This window comes from Paraniabella ginsengisoli, assembly GCF_022513635.1.
In the GTDB taxonomy this organism is placed as follows: Bacteria; Bacteroidota; Bacteroidia; order Chitinophagales; family Chitinophagaceae; genus Niabella; species Niabella ginsengisoli.
In genome coordinates, this window is the sequence record NZ_JAKWBL010000004.1 from 1,172,295 (window position 1) to 1,187,986 (window position 15,692).

A 15,692-nucleotide genomic window follows, 5' to 3' on the forward strand; every position below is an offset into this window, starting at 1 on the left:
TTAAAAAAATAAAAGTATAAGCGAACTTATTAATGCTCCTCCCGCCATTAACTTATATGTCAGGAAAAGCTTTTTTTTCTTTTTCAGTATATCTCTTTTATATGCAATTTCCTCCTCGTCCTTAGCTGCCTGATACAAAAGACTTCCATTAATAGCCAGTCGTTCCTCATATTCCCTTATAGCCCTGTATTTTTGATTGTCCGCTTCCGCATATAATATAGCAGCAGAGTCGTATATACCTTTATCAAAGTAGTATTTAGCCTGATAGTTCAATAATAAGGAGGAAATTCTATACGAACTATATATTTCTCTGTCAATCACAGCAAAAGAAGCTATCAAAGAGTCGTTGCTTAATGAAAGAAAATTTTTGTACCCTTCATTTTGTATTGTGGTTGACTCCTGTTTGATTTGAGAAAAAGCATTGTATAGGCGTAACTGGTATTGTATAAATTTTTTAAAATCACCAGAGCTTAAATCTGTTGAGTATGTTAGTTTGTCAAGATTCGTTTTTTTTACAACAGGAAGTATCGATTCTGTAAATGAGTACAATCTATCAAAATCACGCGAAGCAAAATACTTTACTGTTTTAAGGAGATAATTTTTAAGCGTGTTTTCGGTTTGTAATCTTTCTGATAAAGATTGAGCAATTGGGTAAAGGCTGTCAAAGGAGGTATAAAATTTTCCTTTGATATAAACATTTAATAATTTATTCTGCAACAGACTGATCTTAAGTTCGTTTTTAATACGCACATATTGCAAGGACTTTGCGTAATATTCTTTACTGATTTCGTAATTACCAAGTTTTTCATATAAGGTGCCTATTGCATTGTAGCCTATAACTAATGCCTGGCTATCTTTGTTTTGGAGTGATTGTTCTATACTTTCCCGGATAGCATTTTTAGCATCTAGGATTGAGTCTTTTTATAAAGTAAACCAACATAATCCGATCCAAATGGGTAAGCCGCAGTAGGGGCATTATCCTTCTGTCCATAACTGTCAATTACTAGCATGGAAGTAGCCCATATACATAGCAGGTATTTTATGAATAGGTTGTTAGCTTTCAATTTGGTGTTTTAATAGGTTAGATAGCGATAGCAGTAATTTAATGATTTTTTTTTACATTAAATATGTTTTTTATTTATTTGTAGCTACTGTTCCATAAAAAATATCTATAATTTTGTTAAGTGTGAAATGAAGTGAAGCTGTTGTGAAATATTAGACTACACCTATGAGATACAGCAAAATTGCTATCCTGATATTTTTATTTTTAGGTATTATACTAATCGCTTGGGAAATAAAAAGTTATATATCGGCCCGCGAAAAAGGGAAGATAGTACTTGTTGTGCCGCGCGCAACTTATTCCATTTCTACTATAATTGCTTTGGAAAAGGGCTTTTTTGCAAATTATGGTTTGGATGTTAATGTTGAATATGTAGAAACGGGGAAAATCGCTTTAGAGTATCTTAAAAATAGCAAGGCCGACTTTGCAAATCTTGTAGAAACAAATATTGCCTTTTTCGGATTTGATCCTTTCGATATACAGGTGCTTTGTAATATTGAAAAAACATATAGAATAGGTTTGCTTGCAAGGGTGGATAAAGGTATTACCGACATTAATGATTTAAAAGGAAAAAGAATTGGAATAGTTGCGGGGTCCGGCTCTCAAATATTTTTAGACAAACTTCTTGATAAGCATGGCCTTTCCATGCAAGATCTAAAAACAGTAAACTTGCTGCCTTCAGACTTGGTGCCAGGAATTGTTGATGGGAAAAAATAGACGCTGCGATTTTGTGGGCGCCTTATATGAACAAAATAAAATCCATTTTAGGTGAAAACGCAGTAGTGTTTAGAGACTCGGCTATATTTACGGGATATAAGAATTTAGTCGGCAATAAGCAATTTATACAGGATAATAAAGATGTAACTCTAAAACTGCTTAGAGCATATATAGATACCGAATTATTTATAAAAGCAAATAAGGCTGAAAGTATAAAAATCGTTGCAAGAGAACTTCATATTGATAAAAAATCTGTTGAATATGATTGGTCTGGTTATGACTTTCACGTAAGTCTTACCCGCGATCTTTTAGATGCTGTAATTGCGGAAGCATATTGGGTGATGCTAAACAGAAAAAATCATAAAGGACAAACCTTACCCAACTACTCTACTTATTTTGCGCCGGAGTATTTAAAACAAGTTTACAACGTCAGAGTTCGTTGGTAATTAAATAATTATCTTTCTAAAGATGCCTTTTTCGGACTTGATTAATATTAGTTTTAATACCGTTTTAGTGAAATATCAACATTTGTATTGGAACCTCCTATCAGTGCTTATTTTTCCGTAAATTTGCCCATTGCCTAAATGGCATCATTTCATGCATTTTTAAAGATTTATGAGCGAAGAAATAAAAGAAGTAGTAGCGGTAGAACAACCCGCTTACGGGGCTGATAGTATCCAGGTTTTAGAAGGGTTGGAAGCGGTGCGAAAACGCCCGGCAATGTACATAGGCGATATCGGTATAAAAGGCCTTCATCACCTTGTGTATGAGGTAGTCGATAACTCGATTGATGAAGCACTTGCAGGACATTGTAAAAATATTGATGTAACTATTCATGAGGATAATTCCATTTCCGTTCAGGATGACGGGCGTGGTATCCCAACAGGTATCAATAAAAAGGAAAACAAGTCAGCGCTGGAAATAGTGATGACGGTTTTGCATGCCGGAGGTAAGTTTGATAAAGACAGCTATAAAGTTTCCGGTGGTTTGCATGGTGTTGGTGTAAGTTGCGTAAATGCATTAAGTACCAAAATGATCACAACGGTACATCGCGAAGGAAAAATGTTTGAACAGGAGTACCGCATTGGTGTACCGCAATATGATGTAAGGGAAATTGGCATTTCTGATAAAACGGGGACCCATCAACACTTCTGGCCCGATACATCCATTTTTATTACATCAGAATATAAGTTTGATATTCTTGAGGGCAGGCTGCGCGAACTATCTTATCTTAATAAAGGTATTCGCATTACACTTACCGATCTTCGGGAGAAAAATGAAAACGGAGAGATTCTTACCAAGGTTTTTTATAGCGAAGGCGGTATCATAGAGTTTGTGGAAATGCTGGATAAAAGTGCTGGCAGAACCCCCTAATACCAAATGTTTTAGGAGTAGATGCTCATGACGAAAATACTAATGTAGCGGTAGAAGTGGCACTTATTTACAATGACTCTTACAGCGAACATATTTTCTCTTATGTAAATAACATCAACACTATTGAAGGGGTACGCACGTTACCGGTTTCAGACAGGCGTTGACAAGGGTGTTTAAAACCTACGGAGATAAAAACGGCTTGTTTGAAAAAGCAAAAGTTAGTATTGAAGGGGATGATTTTCGTGAAGGATTGAGCGCAATAATTTCCGTAAAAGTTCCGGAACCTCAGTTTGAGGGCCAGACAAAAACCAAGCTGGGCAATAGCGAAGTAAGCGGCGTGGTGCAAACAACATTGGCGCGAGCGCTGGAAGTTTTCCTGGAAGAGAACCCCAAAGACGCCAAAAACATCATCAATAAAGTGATATTAGCAGCTCAGGCAAGGGCTGCTGCAAGGAAAGCAAGAGATTTGGTTCAGCGCAAATCAGTGTTGAGTGGCGGCGGATTGCCTGGTAAGCTGGCAGATTGTTCTGACCGTGATCCTGAACGTTGCGAATTATACCTTGTAGAGGGTGATTCGGCAGGAGGAACTGCTAAGCAAGGCCGCGACCGCTCTTTTCAGGCGATCCTTCCATTGCGTGGTAAGATACTGAACGTTGAAAAGGCGATGGAGCATAAAATTTATGAGAACGAGGAGATACGCAATATGTACACGGCTTTAGGTGTAACTGTGGGTACGCCTGAAGATCCTAAAGGGCTTAATCTTACCAAGCTTCGTTATCATAAACTGATTATTATGACGGATGCCGATGTGGATGGAAGCCACATTGCCACGCTTATATTGACTTTTGTGTATAGATATATGAAAGAGTTGGTAGAACAGGGCTATGTCTATATTGCACAGCCGCCATTGTATCTTGTAAAGAAAGGAAAAGAATCGGCCTATGCGTATAATGAAGAACAACGGAAAGCATTGGTTGAAAAGTTGGGCGGAGGCCGCGAAGAGTCCGTAGGTATACAGCGGTATAAAGGTTTGGGTGAAATGAACGCCGACCAACTTTGGGAAACCACTATGGATCCGGATCGTCGTTCTTTAAAACAAATTACCATTGAAAGCGCTGCGGAGGCCGATCGCGTGTTCAGCATGTTGATGGGCGATGAAGTAGCGCCAAGGCGTGAGTTTATTGAAGCCAATGCGAAATATGCGAAGTTGGATATTTAATGCGCAGCAATTACCGCGGTTTCAAATACTCTTTCATATAATTTTCTAGCTTTACCTCCAATGGTGAAGCTGGTTTTTTATTTTCAGAAAGATATTTTTTGTAATAAACGGATGCTTTGGCTTTGTTGTTTTGATCATCATAAACCTTTCCTGCAAGGTAAAGATCAATCGGATCGTGAAAAATATAATAAGAAGTGTCCATTTCACGGACCGCTGTTGTATAGTTTTTCATCAATGCATAATTATCGGCTTTTGCTCTAAAATATATTTGCGCCTCCTTCTGAATATTGAGATCAATGCATTCGTTCAACAACTCATTGCTTTTGGTATAATTTTGTTGTCTGCTATAACAAAGTGCCTGGCAGTAAGTGATGGTTTCGCTCGATAGATTATTTTCATTCATCCAGTTGCACAAGTTGAGGCTTTTTTCAATTTTATTAGTATTCAAATAACTATAAGCAAGGTGTATGTAGGGGCCTACCGCAGACAAAGGCTGAACCGAATCGCGCAACAATTTTTCGCCCCAAAAAATCACTGCTTTATAATCCTTTTCTTTATACCTTATCGAAATTTTTTTATTAATAACCGCAACGCTGGAGGAATCTTTTTGCAAGAAAGCATCAATAATTTTTTCAGCTTCAATGGTATCTTTTTGCGCTGCAAAGCACTGGCATAAGCCATCACAATGTTGCTCGATGAAGGCTTCAGTTCGTAAGCTTTTTGTAAATACAGAAAGGCAGAATCGTATTCCTTTTCACTATTTAAAGCCAGACCAGCCAGATACCAGAACTTAGATTTTTCGGGCTGTATGGAAGTGAGATTTTTGTAATGAATAACTGCACTGTCATTTTTGTTGTATATCAATCTATCATATATTGTTGCTATAAAAAGATTAGCTTGAAAATCCATCGGTTCCTGTTCGTATATTTTTTATAAGTATCTCTCGCTTCGAGCGGCATTTCCAGCATATAATAACAATAACCACATCCATCAAGTAAGCTTTGATATAATCATTTATGGGTTGATTTTTTAACCAATTCAAGCCATTTTCAAAATCCATGTTCTGAAAATAAGTTAAGGTCTCTGCTCGATTATAGGTAGCATGCTGCGCTTTTACATAACAGGTAGGCGCGGACAAGGCAATGAAAAGCAGTATTTTAAGCATAGTTATTGATTTCATGAGGATTATTTCACTATAAATATAACTAATATATTAGTTATATGATGGTGTTATAAAATATTTATCTGTTGGTTTTTATCCGAAAACCCTTAATTTCAATTTTTCTTAACCCCAAAATAATAGCTATGTCAGATGCAACACTTACAGCTTACAATGTAAAAACTAAAGAGAAGAATGTTCCTATTCAGGATGCAGTTATATCAAAAACAGCTAAAGGCGGGTATATCGCTAAAGGTAATGATGGTAAAGGCAATAAATTAACTGCCCTTTTAGGAGAAGCAAAAGCATTAGCTGCTATTAAAGCAGGTGTTGCTAAGCAAGATTGGTAATCTTTTCAAACTCTTTACGATATTAGCCTGGCAATATGCCGGGCTTTTTTGTTACATAATGGATTATTTTAGAATAGGCATGTGCTTTTTTACTATAATACGTTATACGATAACGTTTGCGTAAATAAATTGATGCGCAATTGCAATGGCAACAATGTATTCTAATTACCTTGTATGCCTAATTGATTGCGATGTATAAAATTCTTGCTTTTTTATTATTGTTTGCTACAAGCACATTAAGCATTTGTGGGCAGCAAAACTGGAACCTTCCAAAAATTGCTGCAACTAGCTTTAGGTCCACAATTTTTAATATCACCCGATATGGGGCTGTAGGGGATGGCCACCAACTTAACACAACCGCTATTCAAAAAGCTATTGATGAGTGCCATGCAAAAGGCGGTGGAATAGTTCAGGTACCTGCCGGGCTATGGCTTACAGGTCCGATTGTTTTAAAAAGTAATGTGAATTTAAATCTTTCTACAGGAGCTACTTTGTTATTTACAAAAGACAAAAGCCAATATCCATTAGTAAAGGCTAACTGGGAGGGCTTTGAGCAAATGCGTAACCAGTCGCCTATATCTGCCGAAGGCGCCACCAATATTGGTATCACCGGCAAGGGTATTATAGACGGAAATGGAGACGGATGGCGTGCCGTGAAAAAAGGAAAAATGACAGAAGGCCAATGGAAAGAATTATTAGCTTCCGGAGGTGTACTAAATGAAGCAAAAGACATTTGGATGCCTTCTGAAAGTTTTGCAAAAGGCCAGAGTATGAAAGATGCAGGAAGGCTTTCAGCCGACAAAGATGCGGCTTTTTTGAGTCGATAAAAGATTTTTTACGTCCCAATTTAGTAGTGCTTACAAAGTGTGATAAGATTTTACTGGAAGGAGTTACCTTTCAAAACTCACCTGCATGGTGCTTGCACCCTTTAATGAGCAGCAATATTACAGTACGAAATATCTTTGTAAAAAATCCTTGGTATGCACAAAATGGAGACGGCATCGATTTAGAAAGTTGCAGCAATACTTTAATAGAGAATAGCGTATTTGATGTAGGCGATGACGGATTATGTATGAAAAGCGGCGCGATGCCGATGGCCGTGCAAGAGCGATGCCTACAAAAAATGTAATCATCCGCGGTTGCACCGTTTATGCTTCGCACGGTGGATTTGTAGTTGGAAGCGAAATGAGTGGTGGCGTAAATAATGTATATGTAAGTAATTGTACTTTTATAGGAAGCGATATTGGCCTTCGTTTTAAAACGACCAGAGGGCGCGGTGGCGTAGTTGAGAATATCTTTATAAAAGATATTTATATGAAAGATATTCCCGGAGATGCCATTTTGTTTGATATGTATTACATGGGGAAAGATCCGGTGCCTCAACATGGAGAAAAGCGTGAACTGCCAAAGGTTGAAATGCTTCCTGTGGATGAAACTACACCAGTTTTCAGAAATATTAATATCAGTAACGTTTATTGCAATGGTGCAAAAAAGCCATATTTATCAGGGGTTTACCAGAAATGCATGTGAAAAATATAAAAATAGAAAATTCAGTATTTCAATCTGATTACGGCGTGGACATTCAGGAAGCCAGCAATATTTATCTATCTAACGTAAAAGTATTTAGCAAACAAACAGAACCGGTGATTGATATTATTAATAGCGACAGCATTGGTGTAAAGAATTTTGATTACAGTAAAGATGCGAATCTATTGATGCGTGTGGCTGGTGAAAGAACAAAAGCGATAATGATGAAAGCAACTGATTATGGTAAAACAAAGCAAAAAGTACAGGCGGAGTTAGGCGCATCTGATAAAGCTGTGTTTATAAAATAGAGTGATTGGGTTTCTTATTTTTAACCACATAGGCACATAGTATTATGATAAAAATAGAAAACATAAAAATACATAAGGCTTCATTGAATGAAGGCTATGCTCCGCCTTTGGCGGAATCTATGTTTCCTAAACCGGTAAAAATTTATGTGTCTATGTGGTTTATTTATTAGAACAGATGTAAGAACAACAAACGGAAATCATCACGTCCTGTTAATCATAATAATCTTAATAATCCAGGTTCAGACAATCATATTATATGCGAAAAATATTATTCATACTAATTGTTCTTCTATCGTTCAAAGCGCAGGCGCAACAAGTGCCTTATTCACAGCAACTGGCTTTAACAGCCATGCATATATGGCCGGACTCTTTTAGCGCAACACCGGGAAATCCAGCTCGCTGGAGCTACGACCAAGGTGTAATATTGAAAGGCATTGAAGGCATTTGGCAGGCAACGGGCGATGCAAAATGGTTCAAATATATTGAACACAGCATGGATCATTATGTGCGCGAAGATGGTTCTATTAAAGATTATGATGCAGATCATTATAATATTGATCACTTAAATAACGGGAAAGTTTTATTGACTATTTATCGCGTTACTGGCAAAGCCAAATATAAAAAAGCGGTCGAGTTGTTAAGAAGACAATTACTAACGCATCCGAGAACTAAAGAAGGTGGTTTCTGGCACAAGCAAATTTATCCCTGGCAAATGTGGCTCGACGGTTTATATATGGGTCAACCCTTTTATGCGGAGTATGCACAGGTTTTTGGAGAAGATACTATTTTCAATGATGTTACAAAACAGTTTGTGCTGATGGAAAAAAATAGCCGCGATCCCAAAACAGGTTTATTGTATCATGGTTATGACGAATCGAGAGAACAACAATGGGCCGATAAGAAAACTGGTAGATCACCTCATTTTTGGGCGCGTGCTTTGGGCTGGTATGGCGTAGCGATGGTGGATGCACTGGATTATTTCCCCGAAAATCATCCTGGCCGTCAGCAAATAATCGATATTTTAAAGCGTTTTGCAACAGCGGTTGTAAAAGTGCAGGATGCTAAAACCGGAATGTGGTATGATATTGTTGACCTGCCAAACAGGAAACCCAATTATCTTGAATCTTCGGCAACAGCTATGCTTTCTTACACTTTAGCAAAAGGTGCAAGAAAAGGTTACATCGCTCAAAGCTATGCTACCAATGCCAAAAGAGCATTTGACGGATTGGTTAAATATCAGATCACAAAAGGAACTGACGGTTTCACGAATCTTGAGGGAACCGTGACGGTATCTGGCTTAGGTGGAAAACCTTACCGCGACGGAAGTTTTGATTATTACATGAGAGAAAAAGTAAAGCAAAACGATCCTAAAGGGATGGGCGCTTTTATTTTGGCTGCCAATGAAATTGAAATGATGCCAAAGCTTTCTGTTGGGAAAAACAAAACAGTATTGGATAATTATTTCAACAACGAATGGCAAAAAGGTCCGGGCGGCCAGCAACAGCCTTTTCATTATGTTTGGGAAGAGCGCGATAATAATGGGTATTATTTTTTAGGTCACTTATTTGAACAGAACGGAGCTGTATTGCAAACATTAAAAACCGCGCCTGCGAAATCAAATCTTTCTAAAGCATCCGTATATATCATAGTAGATGCGGATACAGAAAAGGAAACGGCTCATCCTAATTATATAACTGAAGCCTATGCTACAACTATTGCTGATTGGGTAAAAGCCGGTGGTGTATTGGTTTTGATGGGGAACAACTCTGGTAATGCAGAACAAAAATACATCAACTTATTAGCAGGAAAATTTGGAATTAAGTTTAATGGAGACGATCAGCTAATGGTAAAGGGAAGTAATTACGAACAGGGTGCTATAACTATTGATGCCGGAAACCCAATTTTTAAATCAGCACAAAAAATATACATAAAGGAAATAAGCTCGCTTGATGTTTCTGCTCCTGCTAAAACCATTTTGAAAAAAGAATTTAATGTGATGGCTACCGCCAAACATGGCAAAGGAACCGTGTTTGTGCTTGGTGATCCCTGGATTTATAATGAATACGTCGATGGTAGAAAACTACCCGCTGAATATCAAAATTTCGCAGCTGCATCTGATTGGGTTAAATGGTTATTGAAAAATGCATCTGCTAAATAGTTAAAACATTTTTACATCAAAATGTCGATGACATTAAGTTTTATCTTAGCGGCAAAAGTTTGAAATATGAATAGATTTTTAGTTGGGGTTACATTTTTTGGCATGTCAGGTATTTTTTTCTCTTGCGGTGAAACTTCTTCAAAACAGGAAGGAAGTACAATGACAGATAGTGTTTCTACAATAAATGTAATGGTAGACAATTTCTTCAATAATGAATATAAAGATGAAAATGGCCAGCAGGTAAAATGGCACTACTTGTGGAACGATACGAGTATGGGAGGTTATTCTGAATTGGGAGCGCTTTTTAAGAAAGAGGGCGCATCTCTTGCTACGTTAGCTGAAGCGCCAACTGCTGAAAATTTAAAGAATGCGGCTGTTTATATTATCGCTGATCCTGATAATGAAAAAGAAACGGCTGCTCCTAATTTCATGAATGAGGATTATGCAGTAACTATTGAAAATTGGGTAAAAGAAGGAGGCGTATTAGTATTGTTGGGAAATGATTCTACTAATTGTGAACTTGATAAATTCAATCTCCTTTCTCAAAAATTTGGTATCGCTTTCAATAAGGATAATAGATTAGTTGTACAGGATCCGCATTTCGAACAAGGTGAAGTAAAAATCAACGATGGGAATCCAATTTTTAAGACAGCTAAAAATGTTTATATAAAAGGAATTTGCTCTGTTACCGCAACAGCACCTGCGGAAGTGGTTTTGAAAACGTCAGAATTTGATGTGATGGCAGTTGCAAAACATGGAAAAGGAACAGTTTTCGCTTTGGGTGATCCATGGATTTATAATGAATATATAGCGCATAGCAGATTGCCGCAGCAGTTTGAAAACGATAAGGCTTCTGTAGATTGGGTGAAATGGTTGTTGACTTTGGCTCAAACTACGAAAGAATAACATTGAAGTCCGAAGGACTTCATCAGAATTGCCACCAATCCAATTGGTGGTGAAGGATAAGATAATCTTTATTAATAAATATGAAACCTTTAAATAAAACGACAGTAGAAAAACCGGCATACCCGGTAAAGATCATGCAATTTGGTGAGGGGAATTTTCTCAGGGCTTTTGTGGATTGGATGATCGATAAAGCCAATAATGACGGCATATTAAATCATGGAATAGCGTTGGTGCAGCCAATTGGTGGGAGCGACGGCATTAAAGAAATATTTGAAAAACAGGATTGCTTATACCATGTATATCTTGAAGGGATAAAAGATAAAAAACCTGTAAAAGAAGTTGCGCTGATTAAATCTGTTACTGATATTATCAATCCTTATACGGAGTATAAAAAGTATGAAGATCTGTTTTTAAGTGAAGATTTAGAAACGATTATTTCGAACACAACAGAAGCCGGCATTCGTTATGAAGAAGGTGATGATTTGAACGCTGAGCCGCCAAAGTCTTTCCCTGCAAAGGTTACAGCCTTGCTTCACAAGCGGTTTAAGAAATTTAATGGCGATACATCGAAGGGGCTACAAATAGTTTGTTGCGAATTGATCGAAGATAATGGTTCCACTTTGCGAGAATATGTATTACAACATGCGCCGCTAATAATCTTGGTGCTGACTTTGAAGCCTGGGTGAAATCTGCTTGTAACTTTTACGATACATTAGTTGATCGTATCGTTCCGGGTTTTCCCAAAGAAACAATCAATGAAATAAAAGAAGAGATCGGATTTGATGATAACCTGGTTGTAAAAGGAGAGTACTTTCACGTATGGGCGATTGGCGGTAACAGTATTATCAAAGAAAAATTGCCGTTGGATAAAGCCGGATTGAATGTATTGTTTATGGATGATATCCGTCCATTCCGAGCTAAGAAAGTACGTGTATTAAATGGCGCGCATACAGCAATGGTGCCGGTTGCGTTACAATTAGGTTGCGAAACAGTAATGGATGCTTTCAACACTCCGGAAGTGGAGCAATTCATCAATCGCATGGTTGCTGAAGAAGTATTGCCGGGTATTGGAGAAGACCCTGAAGAGCTGAAAGCCTTTGCTGCAAAAATTCTGGAACGTTTTTACAATCCATATTTAAAGCATTATCTAAAAGATATATCGCTTAATTCGTTATCAAAATGGGAGACGCGCGATTTTCCTACGGTTGCTGATAATTATAACAAACTGGGCAAAAGCGCAAAGCTTACTACATTTTCATTTGCTGCTTTATTAGTTTTGTATAGTGGTAAAGCTGAAGTATCCTTTACTCCTAATGATACAAAAGAGTTTGTTGAATTTATTCAGTCAACATTTAATAAAGATGATATACAAGGTTGGATTAATGGTATTTTAAATAATAAGAAAATCTGGACAGCTCCATTAGCAACATTGCCTGGCTTTGCTGAAGAGGTAGCGGTTGATGTAAACGCTATTCTGAATAAAGGAATGAATGGTGCTATCACGGAAATTTTAAAATAAATAATCTCGAAAAACTAAAAAAATAAATCATGCTTTAACCCATCATTTTAAACATTCGCGATAAGAGAAAAGTATAAAGATTGAATCAAATAATTTCTTTGTTGTCTTTGTATCCTTTGCGCTCTTTGCGTGAAATATTTTAAAAGATGGGGGCTTCAAATCTGCAACTATGGCTGAGTTAGTATTAAAAGTGCATCCCGACGATAATGTGATCGTCGCACTTAAAGACCTTAAAAAAGGACAGACTATAAACTATAAAGATGAAGAATTTGTATTGCAGGATGATGTAAATGCAAAACATAAGTTCTTTACTAATGACATGCAAACAGGTGATGAAATCACGATGTATGGCGTGTTGGTAGGAAAGGCGCAACATTTCATTCCCAAAGGTGGTGTGATGAATACAGAAAATACAAAACATGCTGCCGATCCGTTTGAATATCGTCCTTACAATTATCAATGGACACCTCCGAATGTTTCAAAGTTTGAAGGCCGGACATTTAATGGGTATCATCGCAAAGATGGCCGCGTAGGAACGGCTAATTATTGGCTTTTTATGCCAACTGTTTTTTGTGAAAACAGGAATCTTGATGTAATTCGTGAAGCCTTGCATAACGAGTTGGGATACGCGGTAACCGATAAATATAAAAAGTATGCGCATCATTTGGTGGAAGCATACAAAAAGGGAGAAGATATTGATAACATCAATTTAGCACCTGCTGCGCAAAGCATTACCGGTGACAGGCTCTTCAAAAATATTGATGGCATTAAGTTTTTGAACCATCAGGGTGGTTGTGGTGGTACGCGCCAGGATGCTGGTGTTTTGGGTAAACTGTTGGCCGCTTATGCTGATCACCCCAATGTTGCTGGTGTTACTATTTTAAGTTTAGGTTGTCAGAATTTGCAGACAAAACAATTGTTGGAAGAAATCAAACTACGTAATCCAAACTTCGATAAGCCTTTATTGGTATTTGAACAACAGCAATCTCAAAGTGAAGAACAATTGATTAGTGACTCAATCAAACAAACTTTTGAAGGACTTGTAGAAGCTAATAATATAGAACGTCAACCAGCCCCATTGTCAGAATTAGTATTGGGTGTAAAATGTGGCGGTAGCGATGGTTTCAGCGGCATCAGTGCTAATCCTGCAGTAGGTTATACAAGCGATTTGTTAGCTGCCTTGGGTGGAAAGGTGTTATTAGCAGAGTTTCCTGAACTTTGCGGTGCAGAACAAAACCTGATTGATCGCACCATTGATGAAGATAAAGCAAAGAAGTTTATACATTTAATGACCACTTATAATAGCCAGGCAGAAGCCGTAGGTTCTGGTTTTTACATGAACCCTTCGCCTGGTAATATTAAAGACGGGTTGATTACAGATGCGATAAAAAGCACAGGCGCTGCTAAAAAAGGCGGTACGTCGCCTGTGGTTGATGTGTTAGATTATACCGAACCAGTTGTAAAGCCAGGTCTGAGCTTGGTTTGTACACCAGGTAATGATGTAGAGGCAACAACAGGTAAAGCCGCATCGGGCGCTACTTTGATACTGTTTACAACAGGATTGGGAACACCTACGGGAAACCCTGTTTGTCCTACAATCAAAGTTTCTACTAACAATGTATTGACTAAAAGAATGAGTGATATTATTGATATCAATTGCGGCCCGGTAGTAGAAGGTGAAAAAACAATCGAAGAAATGGGCGAAGATATTTTGGAATACTGCATTAAGGCTGCCAGCGGGGAAGTAATACCAAAAGCAGTTCTCTTAAACCAGGATGATTTTATTCCATGGAAGCGTGGTGTGAGTTTATAGTTTTTAATTCAAACGTTTGAATACTGATAATGTGAAATCGTTTAAAAGTAATCAAGATTTTCTAGTTACTTTTCATGTTCCGCGATATATTCAAACGATGCAATCAATTAAAAATATTTCCGCGTATTCATAAAATCAAAATTCTGACACAGGCGATGGCAAAAAAATTTTTAGACGAAAATTTCTTATTAGAGACAGACACGGCACAAAGGCTTTACCATGAGTATGCAAAGCAAATGCCTATTATTGATTACCATTGCCATTTGCCTCCGGACCAGATAGCCGCTGACAAGCAATTTGAAAATCTTACACAAATATGGTTGTATGGCGATCATTACAAATGGCGCGCCATGAGAACTAACGGGGTTGACGAAAGTTATTGCACCGGAAATAGAAGCGACTACGAAAAGTTTGAAAAATGGGCCGAAACCGTTCCTTACACCATGCGCAATCCGCTATATCATTGGACGCACATGGAATTGCAAAGGTATTTTGATGTGCATGACATATTGGATGCAAGTTCAGCAAAAAAGATCTATGATGAATGCACTGCAAAACTTCAAACTAAGGAATACAGCGTAAGAAATATTTTACGCATGATGAATGTAAAAACTGTTTGTACTACTGACGATCCGATAGATACTTTGGAACATCATCAAAAAATAAAAGATGATGGTTTTGAGATTCCTGTTGTTCCTGCCTGGAGGCCAGACAACGCAATGAATGTAGCCAATGCACAAAACTTTGTATCTTATGTAAAGAAAGTAGAAGCGGCATCAAATGTGTCGATCGTATTCTTTAAAGATTTTTTGGACGCATTGAAAAAAGACATGATTTTTTTGCAACAATGGGTTGCACGGTTTCTGATCATGGATTGGAGCAGATTTATGCCGAAGATTATACAGAAACTGAAATTCATGAAATCTTCGATAAAGTATATGGCGGACATGACTTGACACTTGAAGAACAAAATAAGTTTCGTTCTGCAATGTTGGTGTATTTTGCTGAGTGGGATCACGAAAAAGGATGGGTACAACAATATCATTTAGGCGCTATAAGAAATAACAACCTTAAAGCGCTACGGGAATTAGGCCCTGATACGGGCTGGGATTCAATAGGCGATTTCCCCCAGGCACGCGCTATATCAAAATTTTTCGGTGGCCTCATTGAAAGAGATAAATTGACAAAGACGATTCTTTATAATCTCAATCCGGCAGATAATGAATTGATGGCTACTATGATTGGCAATTTTAATGACGGCTCTGTTGCCGGAAAAATTCAATGGGGTTCTGGTTGGTGGTTTTTAGATCAAAAAGATGGAATGATCAAGCAAATGAATGCACTTTCCAACATGGGGTTATTAAGTAAGTTTGTTGGCATGCTTACCGATTCCAGAAGTTTTTTATCTTTCCCGAGACATGAGTATTTCAGAAGAATTTTATGCAATCTTTTTGGCAACGATGTAGAAAATGGAGAACTTCCCGAAGATATCGAATGGATAGGCCAGGTAGTGCAGGATATTTGTTTCAACAATGCTAATAAATATTTTGGGTTTGGAATAAAGTAGAGAGACAATTAGCTA

The 15,692-nt window shown here is 37.6% G+C and carries 18 protein-coding genes and 2 pseudogenes; 16 read left to right on the forward strand and 4 right to left on the reverse strand.

Features of this window, described 5'->3' with window-relative positions; genetic code table 11:
• Complete coding sequence (locus MKP09_RS23725; RefSeq protein ID WP_240833080.1) at window positions 1–750, reverse strand: hypothetical protein; 750 nt, start codon at window positions 748–750, stop codon at window positions 1–3.
• Window positions 751–1,228: 478 nt separating this feature from the next.
• Here MKP09_RS23725 and MKP09_RS23730 point away from each other — a divergent pair, with 478 nt between their 5' ends.
• The 5 genes and pseudogenes from MKP09_RS23730 (at window position 1,229) to MKP09_RS28760 (ending at window position 4,370) form a co-directional block, all read left to right on the forward strand.
• Window positions 1,229–1,777 (forward strand): ABC transporter substrate-binding protein, encoded by a 549-nt coding sequence (locus MKP09_RS23730; protein WP_240833081.1) that lies wholly within the window; start codon window positions 1,229–1,231, stop codon window positions 1,775–1,777.
• An 11-nt stretch (window positions 1,778–1,788) separates the two neighbouring features.
• Window positions 1,789–2,223 carry a substrate-binding domain-containing protein gene (locus tag MKP09_RS23735; RefSeq protein WP_240833082.1) on the forward strand — a complete coding sequence of 145 codons (435 nt, stop codon included), beginning with the start codon at window positions 1,789–1,791 and terminating at the stop codon, window positions 2,221–2,223.
• Window positions 2,224–2,392: 169 nt separating this feature from the next.
• A complete protein-coding gene (locus tag MKP09_RS28750) occupies window positions 2,393–3,151 on the forward strand; it encodes an ATP-binding protein (RefSeq protein WP_317235423.1) in 759 nt (252 codons plus the stop codon).
• Window positions 3,151–3,992, forward strand: a pseudogene (locus tag MKP09_RS28755) (toprim domain-containing protein); the annotation flags it as partial. The gene MKP09_RS28750 and the pseudogene MKP09_RS28755, both read left to right, overlap by 1 nt.
• A gap of 198 nt (window positions 3,993–4,190) precedes the next feature.
• Window positions 4,191–4,370 carry a hypothetical protein gene (locus MKP09_RS28760; protein ID WP_317235484.1) on the forward strand — a complete coding sequence of 60 codons (180 nt, stop codon included), beginning with the start codon at window positions 4,191–4,193 and terminating at the stop codon, window positions 4,368–4,370.
• A gap of 10 nt (window positions 4,371–4,380) precedes the next feature.
• Here MKP09_RS28760 and MKP09_RS23745 read toward each other — a convergent pair whose 3' ends face one another.
• Genes MKP09_RS23745 through MKP09_RS23755 form a run of 3 tightly spaced genes read right to left on the reverse strand, consistent with a single transcriptional unit; the run spans window position 4,381 to window position 5,550 of the window.
• On the reverse strand, window positions 4,381–4,983 hold the full coding sequence (locus MKP09_RS23745; RefSeq protein ID WP_240833084.1) for a tetratricopeptide repeat protein: 603 nt from the start codon (window positions 4,981–4,983) through the stop codon (window positions 4,381–4,383).
• Window positions 4,932–5,279, reverse strand: a complete 348-nt coding sequence (locus MKP09_RS23750) for a hypothetical protein (RefSeq protein WP_240833086.1) — start codon at window positions 5,277–5,279, stop codon at window positions 4,932–4,934. Before MKP09_RS23750 ends, MKP09_RS23745 begins: the two co-directional genes overlap by 52 nt.
• Window positions 5,263–5,550 (reverse strand): hypothetical protein, encoded by a 288-nt coding sequence (locus MKP09_RS23755; RefSeq protein ID WP_240833088.1) that lies wholly within the window; start codon window positions 5,548–5,550, stop codon window positions 5,263–5,265. Before MKP09_RS23755 ends, MKP09_RS23750 begins: the two co-directional genes overlap by 17 nt.
• A gap of 125 nt (window positions 5,551–5,675) precedes the next feature.
• Between MKP09_RS23755 and MKP09_RS23760 the strand changes: the two genes are divergently transcribed.
• From MKP09_RS23760 to uxaC, 11 genes and pseudogenes are all read left to right on the forward strand, one after another.
• Complete coding sequence (locus MKP09_RS23760) at window positions 5,676–5,879, forward strand: hypothetical protein (protein ID WP_240833090.1); 204 nt, start codon at window positions 5,676–5,678, stop codon at window positions 5,877–5,879.
• A gap of 191 nt (window positions 5,880–6,070) precedes the next feature.
• A complete protein-coding gene (locus MKP09_RS23765; RefSeq protein WP_240833091.1) occupies window positions 6,071–6,706 on the forward strand; it encodes a glycoside hydrolase family 28 protein in 636 nt (211 codons plus the stop codon).
• A 26-nt stretch (window positions 6,707–6,732) separates the two neighbouring features.
• Complete coding sequence (locus tag MKP09_RS27030; RefSeq protein WP_317235424.1) at window positions 6,733–7,008, forward strand: glycosyl hydrolase family 28 protein; 276 nt, start codon at window positions 6,733–6,735, stop codon at window positions 7,006–7,008.
• The gene (locus MKP09_RS27035; protein WP_262915599.1) at window positions 6,990–7,409 is read left to right on the forward strand and encodes a glycosyl hydrolase family 28 protein; all 420 of its coding nucleotides are present in this window, start codon (window positions 6,990–6,992) and stop codon (window positions 7,407–7,409) included. Before MKP09_RS27030 ends, MKP09_RS27035 begins: the two co-directional genes overlap by 19 nt.
• Entirely contained in the window at window positions 7,406–7,714 is a 309-nt protein-coding gene (locus tag MKP09_RS23775; protein WP_240833093.1) for a hypothetical protein, read from the forward strand. The genes MKP09_RS27035 and MKP09_RS23775 overlap by 4 nt, the downstream gene beginning before the upstream one ends.
• A 256-nt stretch (window positions 7,715–7,970) precedes the next feature.
• Window positions 7,971–9,872 carry a glycoside hydrolase family 88 protein gene (locus MKP09_RS23780; protein WP_240833095.1) on the forward strand — a complete coding sequence of 634 codons (1,902 nt, stop codon included), beginning with the start codon at window positions 7,971–7,973 and terminating at the stop codon, window positions 9,870–9,872.
• A gap of 66 nt (window positions 9,873–9,938) precedes the next feature.
• Window positions 9,939–10,778 carry a DUF4350 domain-containing protein gene (locus MKP09_RS23785; RefSeq protein ID WP_240833096.1) on the forward strand — a complete coding sequence of 280 codons (840 nt, stop codon included), beginning with the start codon at window positions 9,939–9,941 and terminating at the stop codon, window positions 10,776–10,778.
• A gap of 80 nt (window positions 10,779–10,858) precedes the next feature.
• Window positions 10,859–11,464 carry a mannitol dehydrogenase family protein gene (locus MKP09_RS23790; protein WP_240833097.1) on the forward strand — a complete coding sequence of 202 codons (606 nt, stop codon included), beginning with the start codon at window positions 10,859–10,861 and terminating at the stop codon, window positions 11,462–11,464.
• A complete protein-coding gene (locus MKP09_RS23795) occupies window positions 11,461–12,297 on the forward strand; it encodes a mannitol dehydrogenase family protein (RefSeq protein WP_240833098.1) in 837 nt (278 codons plus the stop codon). The genes MKP09_RS23790 and MKP09_RS23795 overlap by 4 nt, the downstream gene beginning before the upstream one ends.
• A 169-nt stretch (window positions 12,298–12,466) precedes the next feature.
• Complete coding sequence (locus MKP09_RS23800; RefSeq protein WP_240833099.1) at window positions 12,467–14,110, forward strand: UxaA family hydrolase; 1,644 nt, start codon at window positions 12,467–12,469, stop codon at window positions 14,108–14,110.
• Window positions 14,111–14,265: 155 nt separating this feature from the next.
• Window positions 14,266–15,677, forward strand: a pseudogene (gene uxaC, locus MKP09_RS23805) (glucuronate isomerase).
• Window positions 15,678–15,692 lie beyond the last annotated feature (15 nt).